This is a genomic window from Kitasatospora sp. HPM-01-4 (genome assembly GCF_051374625.1).
Taxonomy (GTDB): Bacteria; Actinomycetota; Actinomycetes; order Streptomycetales; family Streptomycetaceae; genus Kitasatospora.
Genome location: NZ_JBPQGP010000005.1, coordinates 299,275 through 320,227 on the forward strand (window position 1 = coordinate 299,275; position 20,953 = coordinate 320,227).

Below are 20,953 nucleotides of genomic sequence, written 5' to 3' on the forward strand. Positions count from 1 at the left end.
GCCTTCCCGTCCACGACCACCCGGCCCACGGCGAGCGGCTCCCCCCCTGACCGGCCGGAACTCCTCCCCGGACAGCTCCGGGCGGCAGCAACGGAGATGACGGCACATCAGAGAACCGAGGCCACCCGCGCTGCAGTAGACTAGCCGCATGAACGTATCTGGCAGATACATACCGGCCGCCATCCGGCGACGGAGGTCCCGCCCATGACGTCCGCCGACCTCACCCCGACCGCCTGGACCATCCTCGGTTTCCTCTCCCTGCATCCCCGCAACGGCTACCAGCTGCGCCAGGCCGCCCAGCGTTCGGTGGGCCACTTCTGGGGCGTGAGCTACGGTCAGCTGTACCCCCAGCTGAAGCTCCTCGCCGAGGACGGTCTGATCGAACCGGATCCCGAACCGGCCGCTGCCGGGGCGGCCGGTCCGGCCGGCGGGCGGTCGTCCCGGAGCGCCGCGCCCTGGCGGCTCACCCAGCGGGGCAACGAAGCGCTGCGAGGCTGGCTGCGCCGGCCGCCGGAGCCGCGGCAGCTGCGCGACGAGGGCCTGGTCAAGCTGCTGTTCAGCGACGAGGCGGGGCCCACGGCGATGCTGGAGCTCATCGCCCGCCGCCGCGCGGACGTGCTGCTCCGCAAGGAACTCGCCGAGCAGATCGTCCCCGGCGCGCACTGGCCGAAGGCCACCGACCGCCGCCCGCAGAGCCTGCTGGCGGCCCGCCTGGTGCTCGCCCACACCCTCACCCTGTGCGAGGCCGAACTCGCCTGGTGCGACACGGCGGAACAACTCGTCGCCGAACACCGCGGGCCGCTCGCCGACCACCCCCCGGAGCTCCGCCATGACGCCTGACCACCCCGGCAGCCGGGCCCTCGGCCGAAACGGCGGCCGGCCACCGCGCGACATCACCGTGGTCCGGGTCCTGCTGCTGCTCACCGGCGCGGCGACCGCCGTCAACGGACTGCTCGAACTCAACCCGACCTACCGCGCATCCACCCACTGGCTGGGCTGGCTGCTGATCGCCCTCGGCGCCGCCTGCTGGCTGACGGTGCTCCGACTGCGCTCCCCAAGGCGAGGAGTGCGCGAACTCCCGGTCCTACTGGTGGTGTTGGCGCTCACCCGGATCTACCAGGCAGTGGAGTTCAGCAGCGCGGCGGCCGCACTCGGCCTGGTACTGCCCGCACTGGTCCTCTGGCGACTGCGCCGACCCGCGGCACGCGACTGGCTGCGGCCGGACGGCCCGGTCACGGCACCCGCGCGACGCGCACTGGCCCTCTTCGGCGCGGTCGGCCTCACCGCGTCCGCCCTGGTCACGCTAGCCGCGGCGGGTACGGCGACGGCGGCCTGGCCCTGCAGTTTTCCGCAGCCGACCAGCGGTGCACTCGACACCACCACGGCCGGCGCCGCTTCCGCCGCGCCGACCGGCCACGTCGACGCGAGCGACGGGGTCCGGCTGGCCTACTACGCCTACCTTCCGGCCCACCCGGTGGCCTCGCTGGTCTTCTACCACGGCTCCGGCGCCAACAGTGCCGCCGGCTACCTGCCCCTCGGCGACCTGGCCGCGAAGTACCGCATCGCCACCTACCTGGTCGACATCCGCGGCCACGGCGCCTCCGGCGGCCCCCGGGGCGACGCCCCGACCCCGGAGCAGGTGTGGGACGACGTCGGCACGGTGGCCGACTTCGTCCATCAACGGCAGCCCGGGGTACCGGAGTTCCTCGGCGGGCACTCCGCCGGTGCCGGGCTGGTCCTGAACAGCCTGGCGCACGTGCACACGCCGATCGCCGGCTACGCCTTCCTCGCCCCGGACTTCGGCCTGCACTCCGACACCGAACTGGTCGGCGGTGCCTCGAACTTCGCCACCGTGTGCACCCGCCCGTTCGTCGTCAACGCGCTGAGCAACCATGTGCTGGACGGCCACGCTCCGGCACTCGGCTTCGCGTACTCGCAGGCCCAGGTTCGCTCCGCCCACCTGGTCGCCCGGTACACCGTCAACATGGCCCTCGCCCAGAACCCGGACGGGAGTTCCACCGATCTGCGCGGCATCCGGGCACCGCTGGCCGTCTGGATCGGCGCCGAGGACGAGGTGTTCAGCCCGGACAAGGTGCTCGCCTACGCCCGGCAGAACCGCCCGCCCGGCGCGGCGACCACCCTGGAGACCGTACCGGGCGCCAGCCACCTGGGCATCCTCGACCAGGCGGTCGACCGCCTCGGCCCCTGGATCACGGCCGCCGCCCGCTCCTGACCCTCCCGGCGGCCTCGCCCCGGGCCCGCCGCGGGGAACGGCCCGGGCCACCGGGTCGCCCGGGCGGTGCCGAGGCGACCCGGCCCGCGCCGCCGGGGTCGGGGGCACGCGGGTGCCGGCCCCACCGCGCCCTACGGCGCGCCGAACCACCGGACAAGCGCGGCGGTGAGTGCTTCCGCGCTCGCGACGTGGTCGTCGGCAAGGTCGCTCGCCCACGCGGTGAAGCCGTCCGGACGCACGAGCAGCCCACGCAGCCCGGAACGGTCCGGACAGCGCGTGGTGACCACGTCGATCCGGCCGTCGTACCTCCCCGCCGACGCCCGGAGATCCTCGTCGTCGGCCAGGTCGAACAGCACGCCCCGGCCACCGTGGAGGTGGCCGGCAAGCCTGCTGCCGTCCGCCAGCAGGAGGTCCGGCGCACTGCGGCCGACCAGTGGATGGCCACCGGCAGGGCCGTACTGCTGCCGGACACCGGAGAGCTGCTTGACGACATAGGTGGTCCCGGCAACGCTTGCGGTCAGGTCGGCGACCACCTCGCGCAGCGCCCGGACGTGCCGGGACGGAGCCATCAGCGCCACCTGCGCCCTGGTCCAGTCCAGGACCCACTCCCCCACGGGATGCCGTTCCGCCGTGTACGAGTCCAGCAGCTGCTCGGGCGCCCGGCCGCCGACCACCGCGGCGAGCTTCCAGCCGAGGTTCATCGCGTCCCCGATGCCCAGGTTCAGCCCCTGGCCGCCGAACGGCGAGTGCACATGGGCGGCGTCACCCGCCAGCAGCACCCGGCCCCGGCGGTACTCGCTCACCTGGCGGGCGTTGTCCGTGAACCGCGTCGCGGTCCGCACTCCGGTGACCGTGACGTCCACGCCCGAGACGCGGCGCAGGCTCTGCTGCAGCTCCTCGGCGGTGACCGGGGCGTCCCGGTCGGCGGGCGGTCCGTCGAACTCGACGGTCAGGATGCGGCCGGGGACCGGGCCGTGCACATAGACACCGGTCTCCGTCCAGTTCCACCCCGGGACCAGGGCTTCGGCCCCCGTCATCTCGACCATCGCCTGATGGCCCGTGATCTGCGGATCGGTCCCCGGGAAGGCGAAACCGGCGAGCCGTCGGACCATGCTGCGGCCGCCGTCGCACCCCACCAGCCAGCCAGCCCGGATGCCCTCGCTCCCCTGCCCACCTGACGCACCGTCCACCGCGTCGGCGACGTGGACCGTCACCCCTTCGGCGTCCTCGTCGAAGCCGGTGAGCTCGACACCCCGCCGCAGTTCGACACCGAGCTCCGCCGCACGCTCGCCGAGGATGCGCTCGATCTCCTGCTGCGACACCAGACTGATGCCGGCGGCGGGTCCGAGGTCGGCGAAGTCGGGCTCCGCCGGGTCTACCCGGTCGGCGCTCAGCATGATCCCGGCAAAGTGCCCCGCGACCTTGTGAGCCGTGCGATCGGGCCCCTCCTGTGCTCGGTTGTGCTGAGCGAACACCTTGAACCGCTCCAGGGCCCGCTGCTGTGACTCTGCCAGCGCGGACAGCAGCCCGCGCCGGTAGAAGGCCTCGGCGGTCACGGTGTTGACCGCACCTGCCTTGATCGTCGGATCGATCGACGCCAGACGCTCCAGCACGACCACGCGTGCCCCGCCCAGCGCCAGCTCGCCGGCGAACATCAGTCCTACCGGACCGCCCCCGGCCACCACCACGTCGTAGTCCAGGCCCCTGCCTGTGCTCTGCTCCATACGGCTGACTATAGTCACTAAAACTTTATGGTCGCTACAATTTTTCCCATGCCAGCCACCAACGGAAGCGGCCGCGCGGAACCCACCCTGCGCGAGCGCAAGAAACGGGAGACCCGGAAGCGGATCTCCGACGCGGCGACAGCCCTGATCATCGCCCGCGGCTTCGACAGCGTGACGGTCGCCGAGATCGCCGAGGCCGCCGGCGTGTCCGCGATGACCGTGTTCAACTACTTCCCCCGTAAGGAGGATCTCTTCCTCGACCGCATCCCCGAGGCCGTCGAACTGTTCTCATCGGCCGTCCTGAACCGCCCGGACGGCGAGACGCCGCTCGCCGCACTGCGCCGACTGGCACTCGAACTGCTCGACCAGCGAAGCCCGTTGGCCGCGGTCGGCGACACCTTTCCACGCCACTGGCAGGTCGTGATCGACTCGGCCGCACTGCGGGCCCGGGCCCGCGAGGGTCTCGATGAGATCGAACACGCCGTGGAAGCCGCGATCCGCCGGACCACCGGCCCCGAGGAGGCCGATCCGGCCATGACGGCGGCCCTCGCCATCGCCGCCTACCGCACCGTCTACCTCGCCACCGCCCGCCGCCTGCTCGCGGGTGAGCGCGCCGACGACCTGGTCGAGGACCACCGCCTCCGGGTGCACCGGGCGTTCGACGCCGTGGAACGGGGGCTGCCGGCCGGGCGGTAGGAGAGCCCTGTCCCGCCTTCGTCCTCCGGCCGGCGGCGGGACACCCTTCTCCAGCGACTGGCTTGATACCGCGTAGTTGTGACTCCACGTCAGCGCATAGCGTTCCTCCGCATCCCTACTTTCCGGAGGTACGCCATGCGAAGGCGAACTGTCACCGGCGCGCTTGCCGCCGTCTGTCTGCTCCTGCCGTTCCAGGCCCAGGCCATGGCCCAACCGGGCGTGGCCAGCCCGCAGTTGGCGAACGCGCTGTGGGACAAGTGCGAAGCCGCGCTCGACTCGCCGCACGAGTCGCACACCAACCCGGACGTCATCAACGTCCATGCCGACATCAAGGGCTGCAAGCAGAAGATGCCCGAGTACTCGATCTCCGTCACCCTCTCCAAGGACGGCGAGCAGGTAGCGCACAACACCGGCTCCGGCAAGAACAAGTTCAAGGCGCGTGTCGTGGCCAACTGGCCGCCACCGAAGGGGCAGTGCCACTCGTACACGGCCACCGCGACGTTCACCATCACCGCTGAGGGGAAGGCGCACACCACCACTCTGACGAACCACAGCCAGGGCAAGATCTGTATCAAGTAAAAGCGTACGGTGGCCGGACCGGACACCACTCCGGCCCGGCCACCCGCGTCCAACGTCGAGGCGAACAGCATGAACCGGTACACCGTCTTCCTCGCGGTCACCGACCGCACCTCCCGCCCTGATCCGGCCTTCGCCGTCACCGCGCTCGCCGTGGAGACCGAACGCCTCGGGGAGGCCGAGAAGCGCGCGGCGGCCGCGCTCGCCGGTCTGGCACCCGCCTCAGCCTGGCTCGATCTGGCACCGTCCACCCGGCGGGAGACGGTCACCCGGGTGCGCGCCGTGCCCCATCACGCGGTGGACCACACCGAGCACGACCGCGCCCCCGGCCTCTCCTCGTCCCCCCTGGGCGACTGCCTGCGCAGCCTCGCCGCCGGCGGCCCCTTCGCCGAGGTCGCCGCACACCCGCACGCCGTCTACGTCACCGGCGGGTACCCGATCGGGGAGCCGTCGGCCCTCCCCTTCCTCGCCGGTGCCCAGGCCGTACATCCCGACGCCGAGGCGCACTACCCCGCGCTCGCCCGCCTCGCCGCCCTGCTCGCGACGGCCGCGGCACCCTCGGTCGACGCCGCCGTACCGGACGAGGAGGACCTGTACGACGCCTTCGACCGGTACACGCTCGGTGGCCTGACCTGGTAGCCCTCGCCGCGCTGACCCGGTCGTGGTCCGGGTGCCGACGGTCAAGGGGCCGACCCGCGACGAGATCGTCGCCGCCGGGGTGACCGCCGGTCCGCGAGGCGGTCACGTATTCGATGCCTTCGGCATGAGTCGAGCAATCCACTCGCACTACAGTCTGATCCCGGCGGGACACACCCGTCTCTTTCACAGGGGGAGCAGACTTGAAGCTTCATCACCGTCTTGATCGCCGGCGCGACCGCTCGCGCCGGCAGCGGGCGCGATCCGTCGTCGTGACGCTCGCGCTGGTCGGCGGGCTGCAGGGTGGACTGGCGGGGGCGGCGGCAGCCGATCCGGCGGTGTCACTGTGCACCTCCGTCAACGGGCCGTTCGGCTCGGCGACGGTGGGCAACGGTCGATACCGGATCATGCCGGACGAGTGGAACTCCTCGGCCGACGTGTGTATGCGCAGTGACGGAGGCCCGAACTTCACGGTCACCAGCAGCGCACTCACCAGCGCTTCGAACACCAGGCCCGGGGCACCGGGCGCGTACGCGCGCATCGAGTACGTGCCGCGGGCAGGTGAACTCCCCATGCCGGTGGCCACGATGGGCGACACCCTGACCAGCTGGCAGACCACCAGCGCGGTCGCGGGACAGTACGACATCGCCTACGACCTCTGGTACGCGGACGCGGCCGACGGGTGCGGCCCGACCACGTCGCACGAGCTGATGATCTGGCTCAACCGGCAGGGCGGGCCCGTCCCACTGGGCACCGCCACCCAGCAGGTCACCCTCGGCGGCCGGACGTACCAGGTCTACCAGCACCAGGACGCCACCAGCGGCAAACAGGTCATCAGCTACCTGATGACCACACCGGGCAACTCCGTCTACGACCTGAACCTGCGCACGGTCACCGCCGACGCCGTGGTCCGCGGCTATGTTCCCGCCAACGGTGAACTCTGTTCCGTGCAGGCGGGCTTCGAGATCTGGAACGGGGGTGCCGGCCTGGCCACCACCTCCTTCTCCTACCAGCCCGCCGCCGGCCTCCCCACCGGAAACGTGACATCCGGTCTTCCCGGCAAGTGCCTCGACGCCGGGAACAACGCGGCCGACCCTGACAACTCCAGCATGCCCGCGGACATCTGGGATTGCGCCGCGACGCCGGGCCAGACCTGGACGGTCGGCAACGACGGTACCGTCAAGGCCCTCGGCAAGTGCCTGGACGTCACCAACGGCGGACTCACCAACGGAACCCCGGTCCGGCTCTCCCCTTGCGACGGCACCGGTTCCCAGGTGTGGACGCAGAACGCCAAGGGCCTGCTGAACCCGCAATCGGGACTCTGCCTGGCCGACCCCGCCGCCTCGACCACCAACGGTACCCAGCTGATCCTCTGGACCTGCGGCGCGAGCGGACAGGACTGGCGCCACCCGTACAGCGGGCAGCCGATCTGGAGTTCCTTCATCAACAAGGTGACCAACTACTGTCTGAGCGGCGGAGTCGAGAACAGCGCCTCGGTCAGCCTGCACACCTGCAGCACCAGCCCCACCCCGCCGCAGAACTGGGAGCTCGTCAACGACGGTACCCTCCGTGTCTCCACCGGTTCCTGCCTTGACGCGGGTACCGCCGGCACCTCGGGCAGCACGGTCCAGCTCGCCCCGTGCTCCGGATCGACGACGCAGCAGTGGCTGCTGTCACCGACCGGCTATCTGCTGAACCCCGCGTCCGGGAAGTGTCTGGACGACCCGAAGTCCACCGCCGTGCCGGGCGTCCCCCTGAACCTGTGGACCTGCAACGGCACCGCGGCCCAGATCTGGTACTCGGCAGCCTGAACCCGGGACGCCGGCGGGCACCGCTTCCTCGCGGAGCACCGCATCCTCCGCTACCTGACCGGGCCAGGGGTGCGGCCGGCGCCGGACGCGTCCGACCGGGCCGCGCTGGAACGGATGTGCCCCCGGCTTACCGTGCGCGTCCCGCCCGTCCTGCCGTTCTGACGCACGGCGACTGCACGGAACGGGTCAGGGCCGTCGTGGAGCGGTTCGGATGAGGCGAGGCGGCCGCACCGGGCGGGTGGACATCACTCCAGCGCGGCCGCCTTGCGCAGCAGCACCGACCGCTCGCGGGCGTTGCGGCACAGCCGGGCGGCGAGCTCCAGCTCGGCCCGGGCCTCGGTGGTCCGGCCGAGCCGGACCAGCAGTTCGCCGCGCACGCTCGGGAGCAGGTAGGACCCCGACAGGCGGCCGGAGACGGCCAGTTCGTCGACCATGCGCAGCGCCTGCTGCGGTCCGGCCGCCATCGCGACGGCCACGGCCCGGTTGAGCTCGACGACGGGTGAGGGGGCCACGCGGCCGAGCGCCTCGTAGAGGAGCACGACGCGCTCCCAGTCGGTCTCCCGCACCGAGGGCGCGGCCGCGTGGCAGGCGGCGATCGCGGCCTGCAGACCGTACGGTCCGAGGCCCCGCCCGGCTGCCGTGGCCCGGCCTAGCGCGGCCAGACCGCGACGGATCGCCGACCGGTCCCACAGCCGCCGGTCCTGGTCCTCCAGGAGCACCGCCTCCCCGTCGGGCCCGGTACGCGCCGGAAAGCGCGCGGCGGTGAGTTCGAACAGTGCGAGCAGCCCGTACACCTCCGGCTCAGCGGGCAGCAGGGCGGCCAGCATCCGGGCCAGCCGAACAGCCTCGTACGCGAGATCAGGGCGCAGCAGGCGGTCGCCGGTCGTCGCCGTCGAGCCCTCCGTGAAGATCACGTACAGGACGCTCAGGACCCCGCCGAGCCGCTCGCGCCGCTCCTCGGACGGTGGCAGCTCGAACGGGACGTGCGCCGCGGCGATCGTCTTCTTCGCCCGGGTGATCCGGGCCTGGACGGTCGGGGTGGGCACGAGGAACGCCCGGGCGATCTCCTCGCTGGAGAGACCGCCCACCACGCGCAGCGTGAGCGCCACCCGGGCCTCGGCCGAGAGCACCGGATGGCAGGCGGTGAACATCAGCGCGAGGACGTCGTCGTCGACCCGGTCGGGGTCCCACGGCAGGTCGTCCGGCCGGCCGGGCGCGGCCACCTCGCCCGAGCTGAACTCGCCCTCGGCCAGCCGGCCCGCGAGCACGGCGTACCGCTCGTCCAGCGCCGACCTGCGGCGGAAGGCGTCGATGGCCCGCCGCCGTGCGGTCACCAGCAGCCAGCCCACGGGGTTGGCCGGCGCACCGTCGCGCGACCAGGTGACGAGTGCCTCCGCCAGCGCCTCCTGTGCGACGTCCTCGGCGAGCGCGAAGTCCCCGGTGTAGCGGGCCAGTGCACCGACGATCCGTGCGGACTCGATCCGCCATACGGCCTCGACGGCCCGCCGCGCCGACTCGGCGCGCGGCGGGCCGTCGGGGGTCGCGACCATCAGAGCTGGCCGGTCCGCTCGCGCCACGCCCGCTCCTTGACGATCCACTCGTTGTCCTGCGGGAACTCGTCGATGCCCGGGACGCGGCGGATCTCGCACTTCGAGCCGGCCACCGCCGGGAGCCGCTTGGCCCACTCGACGGCTTCCTCCTTCGAAGCGACGTCGATCACGTAGAAGCCGCCGAACAGCTCCTTCGTCTCACCGTAGGGACCGTCGGTGACCACCGGCGTCTCCCCGCTGAAGTCGACCACCACGCCCTGGGACGGGTCGTCCAGTCCCTCGGCGGCGACGAGCACGCCCGCCCGGATCAGCTCCTCGTTGAAGCGGCCCACCGTCTCGAGCATCTCCTCGAAGGGCGTCTGCATCATCTTCGCGACGGACTCGTCCGTTCCTCGCATGATCAGCATGTACTTCGCCATCTTCGGTCTCCTTGATCGGGGGTCGCCTCTCGACCCTCTCCATCCCCAGGTCGAACGGCGTGATCGCGAATCGACATGCCAGACGCACATGGACCACTTTTTTCGACAGACGCTTTCGTATCACGCCCGGACAGGGAGGTCCTCGACCGCGGCCGGGGCTCCGCGATCCCGAGGCCGGCCGTGCGTGCGTGCGTGGGTACGGCGCGACAGGTCGCTGACCGAATCCTGTACACAGGCTCACGACGCGGTGCGCTCCACGTCGACCTGGGGGTACGGCGAGGACCGGTCGGCCAGCAGCGGTTCCGGCAGGCCGCGGGCCACATGGTCGACGAACGCGGCCAGGTAGGCGTCGGTGATGGTCAGCGCGTCGTCACCGTCGATCGGCCCGAGCCCGACCGCGAGCCGGATCGGCGCGGCCAGGTAGTAGGCGCCGTAGTCACTGAGGTTGAAGTGCTCGGCCCCGTTGATCCGGTAGCTCCAGACGGGCCCGGTACTGGCTGCCAGCAAGGCGCGGGCGGCGTCGCGTCCGGACTGCTCGTCGGTGTTGCCCGGACGGCAGGTTCCGGTGACGCAGGAGCTCTGGCTGGCCAGCAGCATCATCGGCTTGTCGAGTCCGGTGTGGACGACCGCGCCGAACTGGGTGCCGTCCAGGTCGGCGGCGCCGGCGCAGCGCGGGTCGTCGTGGCAGGCCTGCAGCGCGGCGGCTCCGCCGAAGGAGTGGCCGAGGTAGACGGTGGTGGCCGCGTCGACGTGCCCGGCGAACCGGCCGGAGCCGTCCAGCGCGGCGACCCGGGTGGCGGCGAAGCGGTCGTCGGCCGCCCATACGCCGACCAACCGGTCGTGGACCGGGCGCATGGCCGCCGTGTCGGACTCCTGCGGGTCGCCGGTGGGTGTCGAGGCCACCTGCCGTCCGTTCAGCACGGTCAGCTTCGCGCTGTAGGTGGGGGTGATCCCGGCGACCAGGTATCCGTGGCTGGCCAGGTTCTCCGCGAACGTGGTGTACTGCGGCGCGGCCAGGCCCAGCCCGGGTTCGAGCACCACCACGGGGAACCGGCCGGCAGCGACGGCGGCGTCGGCGACGGCGTGCACCCGGATGTCGTCGAAGCTGGTCTCGCCCAGCCCGGGCAGGCCGCCCACGTGCAGCCCCGACCATGCGCCCGGGGCGTAGGGCGCGGGTGGCGCGCCAGGGTCGGGTGCGGCCGGGTACCACAGCCACGCGGACAGCTCCCGCGGCATGCCCGGATTCGGGGCGAGCGGATCGGTGCGGGTGTGGTCGGTCCAGTCGGCCGTGGTCCGGCCGACCGGATAACGGCCGGTCGGGGCGGGCAGGGTGACCTGCTGCCCCTGCCGGACCGCCACATAGCCGATGTAGCCGCCGAGCGTCGTCACCAGCGCGATCACCAGAACGAGCAGGGTCCTAAGGGTTCGGCGCAGCCATCGACGGTCAGTGCGCATCGACGCCTCCCCTGCTGCGTGCGACGGCGGCCCGCGGGCCGTGTGCCCAGGAGGCCGCCGCCGCGCGCTGTCCTGCGGGCAGGAAGTCCATATGACTGCTCGTCATGTTCTCTCGCATGATCCGATAGTACACACTGCGTACTACACGCCGCGTAGTATGGCCCGGCGCCGGAACGAAAGCGGCGGCACCCCGCAGAGCGCCGCGAGCTGTGCACCCCCTCGCCCCGACGGGTCGGTCGAATCCCTCGGGGGGTGGCGACCGGTCAGGCGGTGTGGTGGATGTCCTGCGGAAGGACGGGGTGTGCGAAAGGCCGGCCGGCGGTGTACCTGGCGAGTTCGTCGACGGCGGCTGCCGCCATCCGGTGCAGTTCGCCACCGAGCGAGCCGGCGATGTGCGGGGTGAGCAGGACGTTGGGCAGGTCGTAGAGCGGCGAGTCGGCGGGCATCACATCAGGGGTGGTGACGTCGAGGACGGCGCTCAGGCGGCCGGCCACCAGCTCCTCGGTCAGCGCGTCCTGGTCGATCAGCGAGCCGCGCGAGGTGTTCACGAGCGTCGCCCCGTCGGGCATCAGCGCCAGCATCCGGCGGCTGATGATGCGGTGGGTGGCCGGGAGTTCAGGGGCGTGGACGCTCACCACGTCGCTGAGGGCGCAGAGTTCGCCCAGGGCCACGGCGCGGGCGCCGAGCGCGGCGGCCTCCTCGGCGTCCACGTACGGGTCGTACAGCAGCAGTTCGAGGTCGTACGGCTGGAGCAGCTCCATGACGCGCCGTCCGATCCGGGAGGCGCCGACGATGCCGACCGTCCGGCGGTAGTTGCCGACGCCCGAACCGGCGGCCTGCCAGTCGCGCGGGGCGCGGCGCCGGCGGTACTCGGCGCTGAACCGCAGCACCTGCTTGTTGGCGAACAGGATGGCGGCGACGGTGTACTCGGCGACCGGGAGGGCGTTGGCCCAGGCGGCGGAGGTGACCTGGATGCCGCACTCCCAGCAGGCGTCGGTGATGTGGTGCTTGACCGAGCCCGCCGCGTGCAGGACGGCGCGCAGCCGGGGTGCGGCGGCGAGCACGGTCCGGTCGATCGGCGGGCAGCCCCAGCTGCTGACGATGACCTCGACCTCGGCCAGGGCCGCGAGGGCTTCGCGGGTGCCGAAGTCGTCGATGACGACCGCGGGGTCGAGGCGGGCGAGACCGGTGAGCCGGGCCAGTGTGCGGGAGTCGATCAGGTGGGGTGCGAGCGCGGGGTGCATCGCCAGCAGGGCCCGCGGCCGCGGTCGTTCGGCGGGGCTCGGGCCTGGGGCACCGGTGGAGGTGGTCTGCGTGTCGGACACTCGGTTCTCCAGGGGCTCCTCGAAGTGGCCCGGGTGGGCGGTCACCTGACGCTGCTTGCGGTGAGACCGGGGTGTGGCCATCCTGCGACCGGCTCCGATCAGCGTCAACGGTTCCGGATCAATTGATCCGACTTGATCGATGGCTGGTCGCCGAACCCGCCACGGTGGCGGGATCTCTCTCCTGCAAGCTGATCATTCGGTCGACCGTCTTGACGGGTGATCCGGCGATTTCTAGATTCGATCAGCCAGTCCCGACCAAGGAGCACAGCCATCGACCACTACAACGGCTGGGCCTTCCACCTGTACCCGCTCCTGCACGCCCGGCTGAGCGGGTCGAAGGACCTCCTCGACACCTACGGGCCCCGCCTCGCCGCCTATCTCGACGGCTACGCCGGAACGTTCGGCGGCGACGGCGCCCCCATGCACCAGGGCCGTTCGCTCATCTACCGTTTCGCGGCCGCCGCGCCGCTCTGGGCGGGCGCCCTCACCGGCCATACCCGGCTGACGCCCGGCGCCACCCGCCGGCTGGCCTCCGGCACCCTGCGGTACTTCGTCGACGGCGGGGCCGTCGCTGCGAACGGCCTGCTCTCACTCGGCTGGTTCGGCCCGTACGACCCGATGGTCCAGGCGTACTCCCGCCCGGCCTCGCCGTACTGGGCGAGCAAGGGCTTCCTCGGCCTGCTGCTGCCGGCCGACCACCCCATGTGGACGGCGGTCGCGGAGCCGGGCCCGGCCGAGACCGCGGCCGCGGCCGTCCCGCTGCCCCGGCCCGGATGGCTGATCCAGTCCACCGCCGCCGACGGTATCGTCCGCCTGCACAACCACGGCAGCGACGACCAGCCCCGTGACCGGGTGCTGCCCGACAGCCCGCTCTACGCCCGGCTCGCGTACTCCACCGCCACCGGACCGGACGGTCTCCGCCTGACCTCCGCGCTGGAGAACATCAGCGGCTTCACCGCCGCCGAGTCGCACGGGCTGCCGAGCGGTACCGCCCTCGGCTCCATGGCCGCGGTGCCGGTGCTGACCGGCAGCACTGGCACCGAGGCCACGCTGTTCGTCAGCGCGGCCAGGCTCGCCCGAGCCGCGCCCCGGCCGTTCCGGGAGCTCCACGTCCGCGTCGACGGGAACCGGATCCGCGTGCGTCGGCCGGACGGTGACGAGGACGAGGCCGTCCTCGCCCCGGGTGACGTCACCGTCACGACCGTCCGCCCTGGGATGTGAGCGCCATGCGACTGGCCTTCTCCACCCTGGGTCTGCCGGGCCGTCCGCTGGCCGAAGCCCTCCGGCTGGCCGCCCTGCACGGCTGGGCCGGCCTGGAACTGCGCTGCCGCACCGGCGAGCCGGTCCACCCGGCGATGACCGCCCACGAACGGGCGAAGGCCGTCCGGGACTTCGCCGACGCCGGTATCACCCCGCTGACCCTCGCCACCTACCTGGGTGTCGCGGCCCCCGGTGACGACCGTGAACTGATCGCCGGGCTGCGCGACGGGCTCCGGCTCGCGGCCGATCTGGGCACCCGGTACCTGCGCGTCTTCCCGCGCGGCGGCGACGGGGTCATCGCCGCGGCCGACGCCCGCGCGGCCCGGCGGCTGGCGGCCGTCGCCGAAACGGCGCGGGCCCTGGGCGTGCGGATCCTGCTGGAGACCCACGACTCGCACCGTGGCGGACGGGACGTCGCCCGGGTACTCGACCTGGTGGACCACCCGTCCGTCGGTGCGCTGTGGGACCTGATGCACACCCACCTGGCCGGCGAGACGCCCGTCGAGTCCCACGCGGCCCTCGCTCCGCACCTCGGCTACGTCCAGGTCAAGGACATCGCCGGCCCGGACGACCGCACCCCGCTGCCGCTCGGCGCGGGCGTGCTGCCCATCACCGAGTGCACGGGCCTGCTGCCCCCGGGCTGCTGGGTGTCGTGGGAGTACGAGGCGGCATGGTTCCCCTCGGCCGCCCCGCTCGACGGTCTGCTCGGGCCCGCGGCGAGCTTCCTCGGCCGGCCCGCCGGCTGAGTCCGGTCAGCCGGCCCGCCCCTCCCGCGCACCGCCGCACGAGGTACGGACCTTCAGCTCCGGCAGCAACTGGACGTGGTGGACCGGAAGTTAGGACCCGCTGCCGATGCGGCGCAGCATCAGCTCGACCGCCGTCGCGCCCACGCCCCGCTTGGGCGGGGCGACGGCGGTGAGCGGCGGCGCGGCAAGGGCCGCGAACACGTCGTCGTACGAGATCAGCGCCAGGTCGTCGGGCGCGCGCAGCCCACGGGCGCGCAGCAGCGGCGCCAGTTGGATCGCCTCCTGGTCGTTGTGGACCAGCACGGCGCGCACGCCCTGACCGACGGCCTCGGCGATCCGCGTCGCGATCGCCTCCGAGTCGAGCCCGGGGCGGTGGATGTCGACCACCGGCCGGGGCTTGAGCCCGAGCAGCCGGATGCCGTCCGCATAGCCGGCTCGCACCTGGTGGGCCGTCCAGGTGTCCTCGCGCGCGGCCAGCACCACCGACTCGTGCCCAAGCGCCCGCAGGTGGCGCAGGGCGAGCAGGACGCCGTGACGGTGGTCGGAGCCGACCGAGTCCAGCTCGGCGGCGGCGCTGTCCGCGGGGGCGATGCGCTCCACCAGGACGGCGGGCACCGGAAGATCGCGCACCCAGGAGGTGTCACCGGGTGAGACGCCCGGGTGCCAGTTGGGGGTCAGCAGCAGGCCGTCGGGGCCGGCGTCCAGCAGCTGCTCCGCCTGGGTGCGGTCGTCCGCGGCGTCATACGGGGCGATCCCGAGCACCAGCGTGGCCCCGGCGGCCGCGGCGGCGGCGCGGGCTCCGCCGATCACCTCGTCGAAGTACGAGCCGACGGCGGGCACGAGCATGCCGAGGACCAGGGGGCGGCCCTCGGGGCCGGGTGAGGAGGTGTCGCGCGGGAGCGAGACGGCGCCGTGGGAGCGGCGCAGCAGGCCGCTGTCGGCCATCGCCGCCACATCCCGGCGCACGGTGACCGGCGCGGTTCCGATCCGGGCGGCCAGCTCCATCACCCGGACCGTGCCCAGTTCGCGGACGACCTCCAGGATGCGGGCCCGCCGTTCCTCCGCAGTGATGGTCACTCGATCGCAGACTGATCGAGTGGGCGGCGTGAAGATCAGGAGACTTCGGGACGATCGACATCAACAGGCCTGTCCGGAGGCCTGGTCGCCCGCTGCTCCGGCATCGGAGCGGCGGGCGTACGGTGCGGTCCGGGGGCGGCCCCACCCGCCCCCGGTCCTGCAATCCGTTCCGGCCGGCCCCCACAGCCGGCCGGAACGGCCCGCGCCCCACAGCGCGGGAGCATCGCGGCCACGATGGCCGTCGTATCGGTGATGAAGAGCGCCGCCCCGGTCGCTGCCGGTCCGTCCTGACCGGTCACCTCCAGGACCAGGGGCGGCGGTTCGGGCCCATGGCGGGCTTCGAAGTCGCCGGCGGGACGGGCGCGCCGGATCCACGGTGTGAACGGCCGGTCAGCCGTACCGTCCCCTCGACGCGGCGGTCGGGGGTCTTCTGCTGCCGTGTTCGGACATGAGGGGCTTCCTCTCGGACAGTCGGACCGGGCGGGACGGGGACTGTGGTGCTCGCTGCCCTGCCCAAGTAGATCCTCGCGGTTCCGGGGCGCCCGGCCCAGGGGCCGTAAGTCCCTGTCTTCGCGGCCACCGGTCCCGTCCCCGGCACGTCGGGAGTCCTGTTCCGGTCGCCGTGAGCCGGGTTGACGGTGCGTCGGACGCCGGTCCGGCTGCTCCGACTGCTGATGGCCGGTCAGATCGGGATGATCGATGCGATCTTCTGTGGCACCGGTGACACCGGGCGGCGGCGGTCGCTGTACGCACCCGGCGTCGGTCGCTGTACGCGCCGGCGCCCTGTCGCTACGTCACACACCGGCCGCTTCCGAGGCGCTCCCCGGCGCCGGGCGGGGGCGGGGCCGGCGGGACATTGTCCCGCCTCCGTACCAAAGCCGCTTCACGCCGTGACCTGCGGCCGCGCGGGTGGTTGGATCAAGGTGTGATCGATCCCGAACATCGCTGTCAGCCGTCCGCCGCCCGTGCCGACTGGTCGCTGGTGCACCCTATGCTCACCGCGCTCAACCAGGCCGGTATCCCCATCCGCGGTGGCGACCTGGAGCAGCTCCGGCTCGCCGCCGGCCTCGGACCGGACTTCGCCCAGGCTTTCACCCGCTGGATCCGCGAAGCCCAGGCCGCCGGCGCGGCTGCGGCGGTTCCGGTGGCACCGTCCCGCCCGGTCCGCGCCGTCGCACCGGCGCAGGTCGCGGAACTCCCCGTCCCCGCCCGGCCGCGTCTCGGCCAGGAGCGCCACGCCTCCTGACCTCCCCGGCACCCGGGTGCCGCCGCCTCCGCCGTCACCGAACGGCCGGGGAGGCCGGGCGGCACCACCCGTGCCCGGCCGGGCCGTGACCACATCCCTCGCATCACTCTTCCGGGCGTCCGTCGGCGGTCTCTCCCCGGGCGGCACCCCGATCACCCGCCCCGGGCCCCAGTCGGCCGCCGGCCCGTCGCCTCTCCTCGGTCACTCCCGGTGCGGCGGGGGTGCCCCGTTCACGGGTACCTCGAACGGGTGGTCCGGCAGACGACGCTCGAACGGCACCCGGCCCGGCGGAGAGCGGCTCTAGGAAGCGGCCGGTGGCGCGGCCGGATCGGTGAGAAAGCCGACCGCCGCGTCGACCGCCGCCGGGTTGTTGAGCCAGGCGGTGTGGCCGTCACCGTCCCAGCGGAGCAGCCTGCTGCCGGGCAGGGAGCGCCGGACCGACTCGGCGAAGGCCGGCGGAGTGGACACGTCGTGCGCTCCGGAGAGCAGCAGTACCGGGGCGAAGCCGGCGGGCACCCGCCAGCTGTGCGGTGTCCAGCGCGACTGCGCGGGCCAGCCGGCGCAGCCGCTGACGATGTCCCAGAACTCGGAGTACCCGCGCAGGGTCGGCGCGGCTCGGCGCACCTGACGGACCATCTCCGGGAGCCCGGCCTCGGCGGCGGCCGGCACGGGAACGTCCTGGCAGATGATCGAGCGGTACGGCGCGTACTCGGGATTCTGCGCGGAGGTGAGGGGGCCGAGGGGTGCGAGGCTCGCCGTCTCGGAGGTCTGGCGCAGCGCGGTCGCGAGCGCGGGGTAGAAGGCGGGCGTCTGGAGGCCGTTGTTCACCGCCTGGGCGATCTCCTCGGCACGTACCCGGCGCTCGCCGTCCACGATCTCCCCGGCGTCGGCGCGGCGCAGCAGCGCGGTCAGGAAGCCGGAGACGTCCTGGCCGTGCAGTGCGCTCTCCGGGTGGCCGGCCGACCACTGCGCGAACCGGCTCACCCCGTCCTCCACGGCCATGGCGTCGAGGAGGACCATCCGCTGCCAGGAGAGTGACCGGTCCACCACGCCGTCCACCACCATGGCCCGGACCCGCCCCGGGAACAGCTCGGCGTAGCTCTGCGCCACCATCGAGCCGTAGGAGATGCCGAGGAAGCTGATCCGCTGCTCGCCCAGTGCCGCGCGTACGGCGTCCATGTCCCTGGCGACGGTGGCGGTGTCGAGGTGCCCGAACAGGGGGCCGCTGCCCTGGGCGCACGCCGTCCCGAGCTTTCGGTTGCTGCGCACGAGGTCGGCGGCGGCGGCCCGGTCGGCGGGGAACCTGCTCACCGCGGGGTCGATCGGCGGCGGGCAGTGGAGCGGTGGGTTGGTGCCGGTGCCGCGCGGTTCCACCGCGACGATGTCGAAGCGTTCGCGCAGCGCCGCCGGGAAGTACTGCTGCCTGGCCTGGGTGGAGCGCAGGTAGCCGGCCTCGCCCTCGCCCGGCCCGCCGGGGTTGAAGAAGAGCGTGCCGACCCGGTGGCCCGGGTCGGCGGCGGGCAGCCGCGCGACCTGTATCTCGGTCCGCTCCGACGCCCCGGGGCTGGACCAGTCGAGCGGCACGGAGATCCGGCCGCACCGGACGGTGTCCGACTCTCCCGCCCCGGCGCACCGCTCCCAGGCGATCGGCGGCGCCGAGGACGCCGCCCTGGCCACCGGGAGGGGAGCGAACGCCGCCACCGCCGTGAGAGCGGACAGCGCCATACGGATCAGCTTTCGGTCTTGCATGCGCACCCTTGTCGCTGGTTCTCGTGTACGAACCAGCACGCTATCCGCGCGCCGCAGGCCCCACATCGACCTGCGGCGGTACTTCGCGCGAAGGGTTCTCCTACCTGAGGCTGACTGGGCATCAGACCTGTGGCAGGCTCACGAGGCGGAGGACACCGCGCTCTCGTAGAGGTCTTCGATGGTGTCGTCGAAGGCCGCGCTGTAGGAGACGTCGGCGGTGTCGCCACCGCGCTGGTAGCCGCCGATGACTCCGACGACCCTGCCGGTGGACTCGCTCACGAAGGGCCCGCCGCTGGTTCCCCCGGTGTAGGAGGGGCAGACGATCCTGCGCTGGTGGGCGCTGAAGGCGGTGGTCGCGTTGGTGCAGAGCAGCGGCAGGTCGGTGCGGTCGGGGTAGCCGTAGAGCCGGACGGTCTCGCTCAGGCTCTCGCCGACGCCCAGGGGGAGTCCGCCGACCACGCTCTCGATCTGCCGTCCACCGTCGTCGGGAGCCACCTGCAGGAAGGCGAAGTCCTGGTCCGGATCGCTGCTCCGGCTCCAGCCGCTCGTCTCGAACACCTTGACGACTCGCCATGTCCCGTACGGCGCCGCCCCGTTGCGGTATCCGGGGGCGAAGACGGCGCTACCGGGCGAGGACAGGCAGTGTGCCGCGGTGACCAGCAGGTTCCCGGTGTCGCTGTGCACCACGGAGGCGGTACAGAAGTGGTTGCCCGGTGCGACCGTGCCCGAGAAGAGCGCACCCACCCTGTCGGCCTCCGGCCCGGGCGGGGCGGTCGAGGTGGTGGGCCCGGAGGCCGCCGATGCCGCCACCGGGGCACCGAACATGATCACTGCCGAGGTCAGCGCGCAGCCGATCCAACGAGCCTTCATGAGAGTCCTCCCCCACCGGGCCCGTCCGTCGGGCCCGCTGCTGACGGAAAGCCTGCCATCCGCGGGACCCGCCGCGGTCGGTGTATCACCCGATCGAGTGGCAGTGGAGGCCGCGACCGCGTCCCGCCTCGCGACCCATCCCACACCACTGCCCCGACCACGGCGGGAACGGCCGTGGTCGGGGCAGCGGACAGTCGGTGAAGCGTCACACCGTCGGTGTGTCAGTCGATGCCGAGCTCGCCCATCTTGCTCCAGCCGGTGGCGCCCTCGATGGTGGTGCTCACGATCTGCGGCGCCCGCTGGACGAGCGGACGCATCGTCTCCAGGGCGGCCCGGAAGTGATCCGAGTTCACATGCGCCTCGCCCGCGCCGTCCTTGAAGGCCTCGACCAGCACATAGGTGTCGGGCTCCTCGATGCTGCGCGACCACTCGAACCAGAGGTTGCCCTCCTCCGCGCGGGTCGCCTGGGTGAAGGCCTCGACGTGGGACGGCCAGGAGTCGACGTATTCGGGCTTGACCGGGAATTTCACGACAATGAAGATCACGATCGAGAGTCTAACCCGCCTCGGTCCCGGCCCTTCCCGCGCACCGCCGGTCAGCGGTCCTGGTATGTCGGGCGAACCATGATCTCGTTGACCGCCGCGTGCGCGGGTTGGGTGACCACGAACAGGATGGCGCGGGCGATGTCCTCGGCCCTCAGCCAGAGGTTCTTCGGCAGGTCGAAGGCGGTGGCGAGCCTGGTGTCCTCGGACGTCATCTCCGTCGCGGTCACGCCCGGCTCGACCAGGCCGACCCGCACCCCCCGCCTGCCGACCTCCTGGCGCAGCGCCTCGCCGAACGCGCCCACCGCGTGTTTGGTCGCCGAGTAGACGCCGTTGCCCCGGCGCGCCACCCGCCCGGCGACCGAGCTGACGGCCACCAGGTCGGCGACTCCGCGCGGCCCCTCGGCGGCCGCCCGCAGCAGGTGCGGCAGCGCGGCGTGCGAAGTGTGCAGGACCGCCTTGAGATTGAGGTCGATCATCCGTTCCCAGTCCTTCGGATCACCGTCCTCCAGGGTGTCCAGCGCCGCGTAGCCCGCGTTGTTCACCAGCACGTCCAGTCGCCCGAGGCGGCGGACGGCGTCTCCGACGGCCTGCCGTGCCTGGCCCGCGTCGATCAGGTCGGCGGTGATCGCGACCGAGGTGCCGCCGAACCCCTCGATCTCGGACGTCAGTTCCGCCAGCCGTTCGGTCCGGCGCGCGACCAGGGCGACCCCGGCACCCTGCCGGGCCAGCGCCAGCGCGGTGGCCGCGCCGATCCCGCTGGACGCGCCGGTCACCAGCGCCGCGCAGCCGGACAGCGGCAGCCCGTCCGCACCGGCGCCCGTCTCGTTCACACCCATGGTCACCCTCCGAAGTCCGTCAGCGGCATGGACCGGCGGCAGCGCCCCGTCCGGTTCCCGATTCTGCCGCGCCCACCGGAGAAATCGGAGATTCCATTACGCCATCAAGGTGTCCGACAGCCGACGCCTTTCCCCGGCGGAATACCGGTCATACGTATATGAGCAGTCTGAGAAAACGGGCCTGCTCAGGCCGTACCGC

Annotated in this window: 19 protein-coding genes and 1 pseudogene; 9 read left to right on the plus strand and 11 right to left on the minus strand. The window is 72.6% G+C overall.

Annotation, left to right across the window (positions count from 1 at the left end):
- Nucleotides 1-204: 204 nt before the first annotated feature.
- Nucleotides 205-840: a PadR family transcriptional regulator gene (locus ACSMTC_RS01870; protein ID WP_436557852.1), complete on the plus strand. Its 636-nt coding sequence runs from the start codon at nucleotides 205-207 to the stop codon at nucleotides 838-840.
- Nucleotides 830-2,233 carry an alpha/beta hydrolase gene (locus tag ACSMTC_RS01875; RefSeq protein WP_436557853.1) on the plus strand — a complete coding sequence of 468 codons (1,404 nt, stop codon included), beginning with the start codon at nucleotides 830-832 and terminating at the stop codon, nucleotides 2,231-2,233. The genes ACSMTC_RS01870 and ACSMTC_RS01875 overlap by 11 nt, the downstream gene beginning before the upstream one ends.
- A gap of 131 nt (nucleotides 2,234-2,364) precedes the next feature.
- Here the strand turns inward: ACSMTC_RS01875 and ACSMTC_RS01880 are convergent, their stop codons facing one another.
- Complete coding sequence (locus ACSMTC_RS01880) at nucleotides 2,365-3,957, minus strand: FAD-dependent monooxygenase (RefSeq protein WP_436557854.1); 1,593 nt, start codon at nucleotides 3,955-3,957, stop codon at nucleotides 2,365-2,367.
- Nucleotides 3,958-4,005: 48 nt separating this feature from the next.
- Here ACSMTC_RS01880 and ACSMTC_RS01885 point away from each other — a divergent pair, with 48 nt between their 5' ends.
- The 4 genes from ACSMTC_RS01885 to ACSMTC_RS01900 all read left to right on the plus strand — a co-directional run bounded on the left by ACSMTC_RS01885 (nucleotide 4,006) and on the right by ACSMTC_RS01900 (nucleotide 7,676).
- Entirely contained in the window at nucleotides 4,006-4,653 is a 648-nt protein-coding gene (locus tag ACSMTC_RS01885) for a TetR/AcrR family transcriptional regulator (RefSeq protein WP_436557855.1), read from the plus strand.
- Nucleotides 4,654-4,788: 135 nt separating this feature from the next.
- Entirely contained in the window at nucleotides 4,789-5,232 is a 444-nt protein-coding gene (locus ACSMTC_RS01890) for a hypothetical protein (RefSeq protein ID WP_436557856.1), read from the plus strand.
- Between the two features lie 69 nt (nucleotides 5,233-5,301).
- The gene (locus ACSMTC_RS01895) at nucleotides 5,302-5,868 is read left to right on the plus strand and encodes a hypothetical protein (RefSeq protein WP_436557857.1); all 567 of its coding nucleotides are present in this window, start codon (nucleotides 5,302-5,304) and stop codon (nucleotides 5,866-5,868) included.
- Between the two features lie 200 nt (nucleotides 5,869-6,068).
- Nucleotides 6,069-7,676, plus strand: coding sequence for a ricin-type beta-trefoil lectin domain protein (locus tag ACSMTC_RS01900; RefSeq protein WP_436557858.1), 1,608 nt, complete (start codon nucleotides 6,069-6,071; stop codon nucleotides 7,674-7,676).
- Between the two features lie 245 nt (nucleotides 7,677-7,921).
- On the opposite strand, the gene ACSMTC_RS01905 is transcribed toward ACSMTC_RS01900, so the two are convergent.
- The 5 genes from ACSMTC_RS01905 to ACSMTC_RS01925 form a co-directional block, all read right to left on the minus strand.
- Nucleotides 7,922-9,253, minus strand: coding sequence for an RNA polymerase sigma factor (locus ACSMTC_RS01905; protein ID WP_436557859.1), 1,332 nt, complete (start codon nucleotides 9,251-9,253; stop codon nucleotides 7,922-7,924).
- Nucleotides 9,226-9,645 carry a YciI family protein gene (locus tag ACSMTC_RS01910; protein ID WP_436557860.1) on the minus strand — a complete coding sequence of 140 codons (420 nt, stop codon included), beginning with the start codon at nucleotides 9,643-9,645 and terminating at the stop codon, nucleotides 9,226-9,228. The genes ACSMTC_RS01905 and ACSMTC_RS01910 overlap by 28 nt, the downstream gene beginning before the upstream one ends.
- Before the next feature lie 237 nt (nucleotides 9,646-9,882).
- Nucleotides 9,883-11,100, minus strand: a complete 1,218-nt coding sequence (locus ACSMTC_RS01915) for an alpha/beta hydrolase (RefSeq protein ID WP_436557861.1) — start codon at nucleotides 11,098-11,100, stop codon at nucleotides 9,883-9,885.
- The gene (locus ACSMTC_RS01920) at nucleotides 11,090-11,218 is read right to left on the minus strand and encodes a hypothetical protein (protein ID WP_436557862.1); all 129 of its coding nucleotides are present in this window, start codon (nucleotides 11,216-11,218) and stop codon (nucleotides 11,090-11,092) included. Before ACSMTC_RS01920 ends, ACSMTC_RS01915 begins: the two co-directional genes overlap by 11 nt.
- Before the next feature lie 145 nt (nucleotides 11,219-11,363).
- Nucleotides 11,364-12,344: a hydroxyacid dehydrogenase gene (locus ACSMTC_RS01925; RefSeq protein ID WP_436564569.1), complete on the minus strand. Its 981-nt coding sequence runs from the start codon at nucleotides 12,342-12,344 to the stop codon at nucleotides 11,364-11,366.
- A gap of 348 nt (nucleotides 12,345-12,692) precedes the next feature.
- Between ACSMTC_RS01925 and ACSMTC_RS01930 the strand changes: the two are divergent.
- Both ACSMTC_RS01930 and ACSMTC_RS01935 read left to right on the plus strand, forming a co-directional pair.
- Nucleotides 12,693-13,646 (plus strand): annotated as a pseudogene (locus ACSMTC_RS01930) (DUF2264 domain-containing protein); the annotation flags it as partial.
- Between the two features lie 5 nt (nucleotides 13,647-13,651).
- Entirely contained in the window at nucleotides 13,652-14,431 is a 780-nt protein-coding gene (locus ACSMTC_RS01935; protein WP_436557863.1) for a sugar phosphate isomerase/epimerase family protein, read from the plus strand.
- A gap of 90 nt (nucleotides 14,432-14,521) precedes the next feature.
- On the opposite strand, the gene ACSMTC_RS01940 is transcribed toward ACSMTC_RS01935, so the two are convergent.
- Nucleotides 14,522-15,508, minus strand: a complete 987-nt coding sequence (locus ACSMTC_RS01940) for a substrate-binding domain-containing protein (RefSeq protein ID WP_436557864.1) — start codon at nucleotides 15,506-15,508, stop codon at nucleotides 14,522-14,524.
- A gap of 925 nt (nucleotides 15,509-16,433) precedes the next feature.
- On the opposite strand from ACSMTC_RS01940, the gene ACSMTC_RS01945 reads away from it, so the two are divergent.
- On the plus strand, nucleotides 16,434-16,754 hold the full coding sequence (locus tag ACSMTC_RS01945) for a hypothetical protein (RefSeq protein WP_436557865.1): 321 nt from the start codon (nucleotides 16,434-16,436) through the stop codon (nucleotides 16,752-16,754).
- A gap of 300 nt (nucleotides 16,755-17,054) precedes the next feature.
- Here ACSMTC_RS01945 and ACSMTC_RS01950 read toward each other — a convergent pair whose 3' ends face one another.
- The 4 genes from ACSMTC_RS01950 to ACSMTC_RS01965 form a co-directional block, all read right to left on the minus strand.
- Complete coding sequence (locus ACSMTC_RS01950) at nucleotides 17,055-18,479, minus strand: alpha/beta fold hydrolase (RefSeq protein WP_436557866.1); 1,425 nt, start codon at nucleotides 18,477-18,479, stop codon at nucleotides 17,055-17,057.
- A gap of 162 nt (nucleotides 18,480-18,641) precedes the next feature.
- Nucleotides 18,642-19,373, minus strand: coding sequence for a trypsin-like serine peptidase (locus ACSMTC_RS01955; protein ID WP_436557867.1), 732 nt, complete (start codon nucleotides 19,371-19,373; stop codon nucleotides 18,642-18,644).
- Nucleotides 19,374-19,594: 221 nt separating this feature from the next.
- On the minus strand, nucleotides 19,595-19,918 hold the full coding sequence (locus ACSMTC_RS01960; protein WP_436557868.1) for a putative quinol monooxygenase: 324 nt from the start codon (nucleotides 19,916-19,918) through the stop codon (nucleotides 19,595-19,597).
- Between the two features lie 50 nt (nucleotides 19,919-19,968).
- The gene (locus ACSMTC_RS01965; RefSeq protein ID WP_436557869.1) at nucleotides 19,969-20,754 is read right to left on the minus strand and encodes an SDR family NAD(P)-dependent oxidoreductase; all 786 of its coding nucleotides are present in this window, start codon (nucleotides 20,752-20,754) and stop codon (nucleotides 19,969-19,971) included.
- Nucleotides 20,755-20,953: the final 199 nt, after the last annotated feature.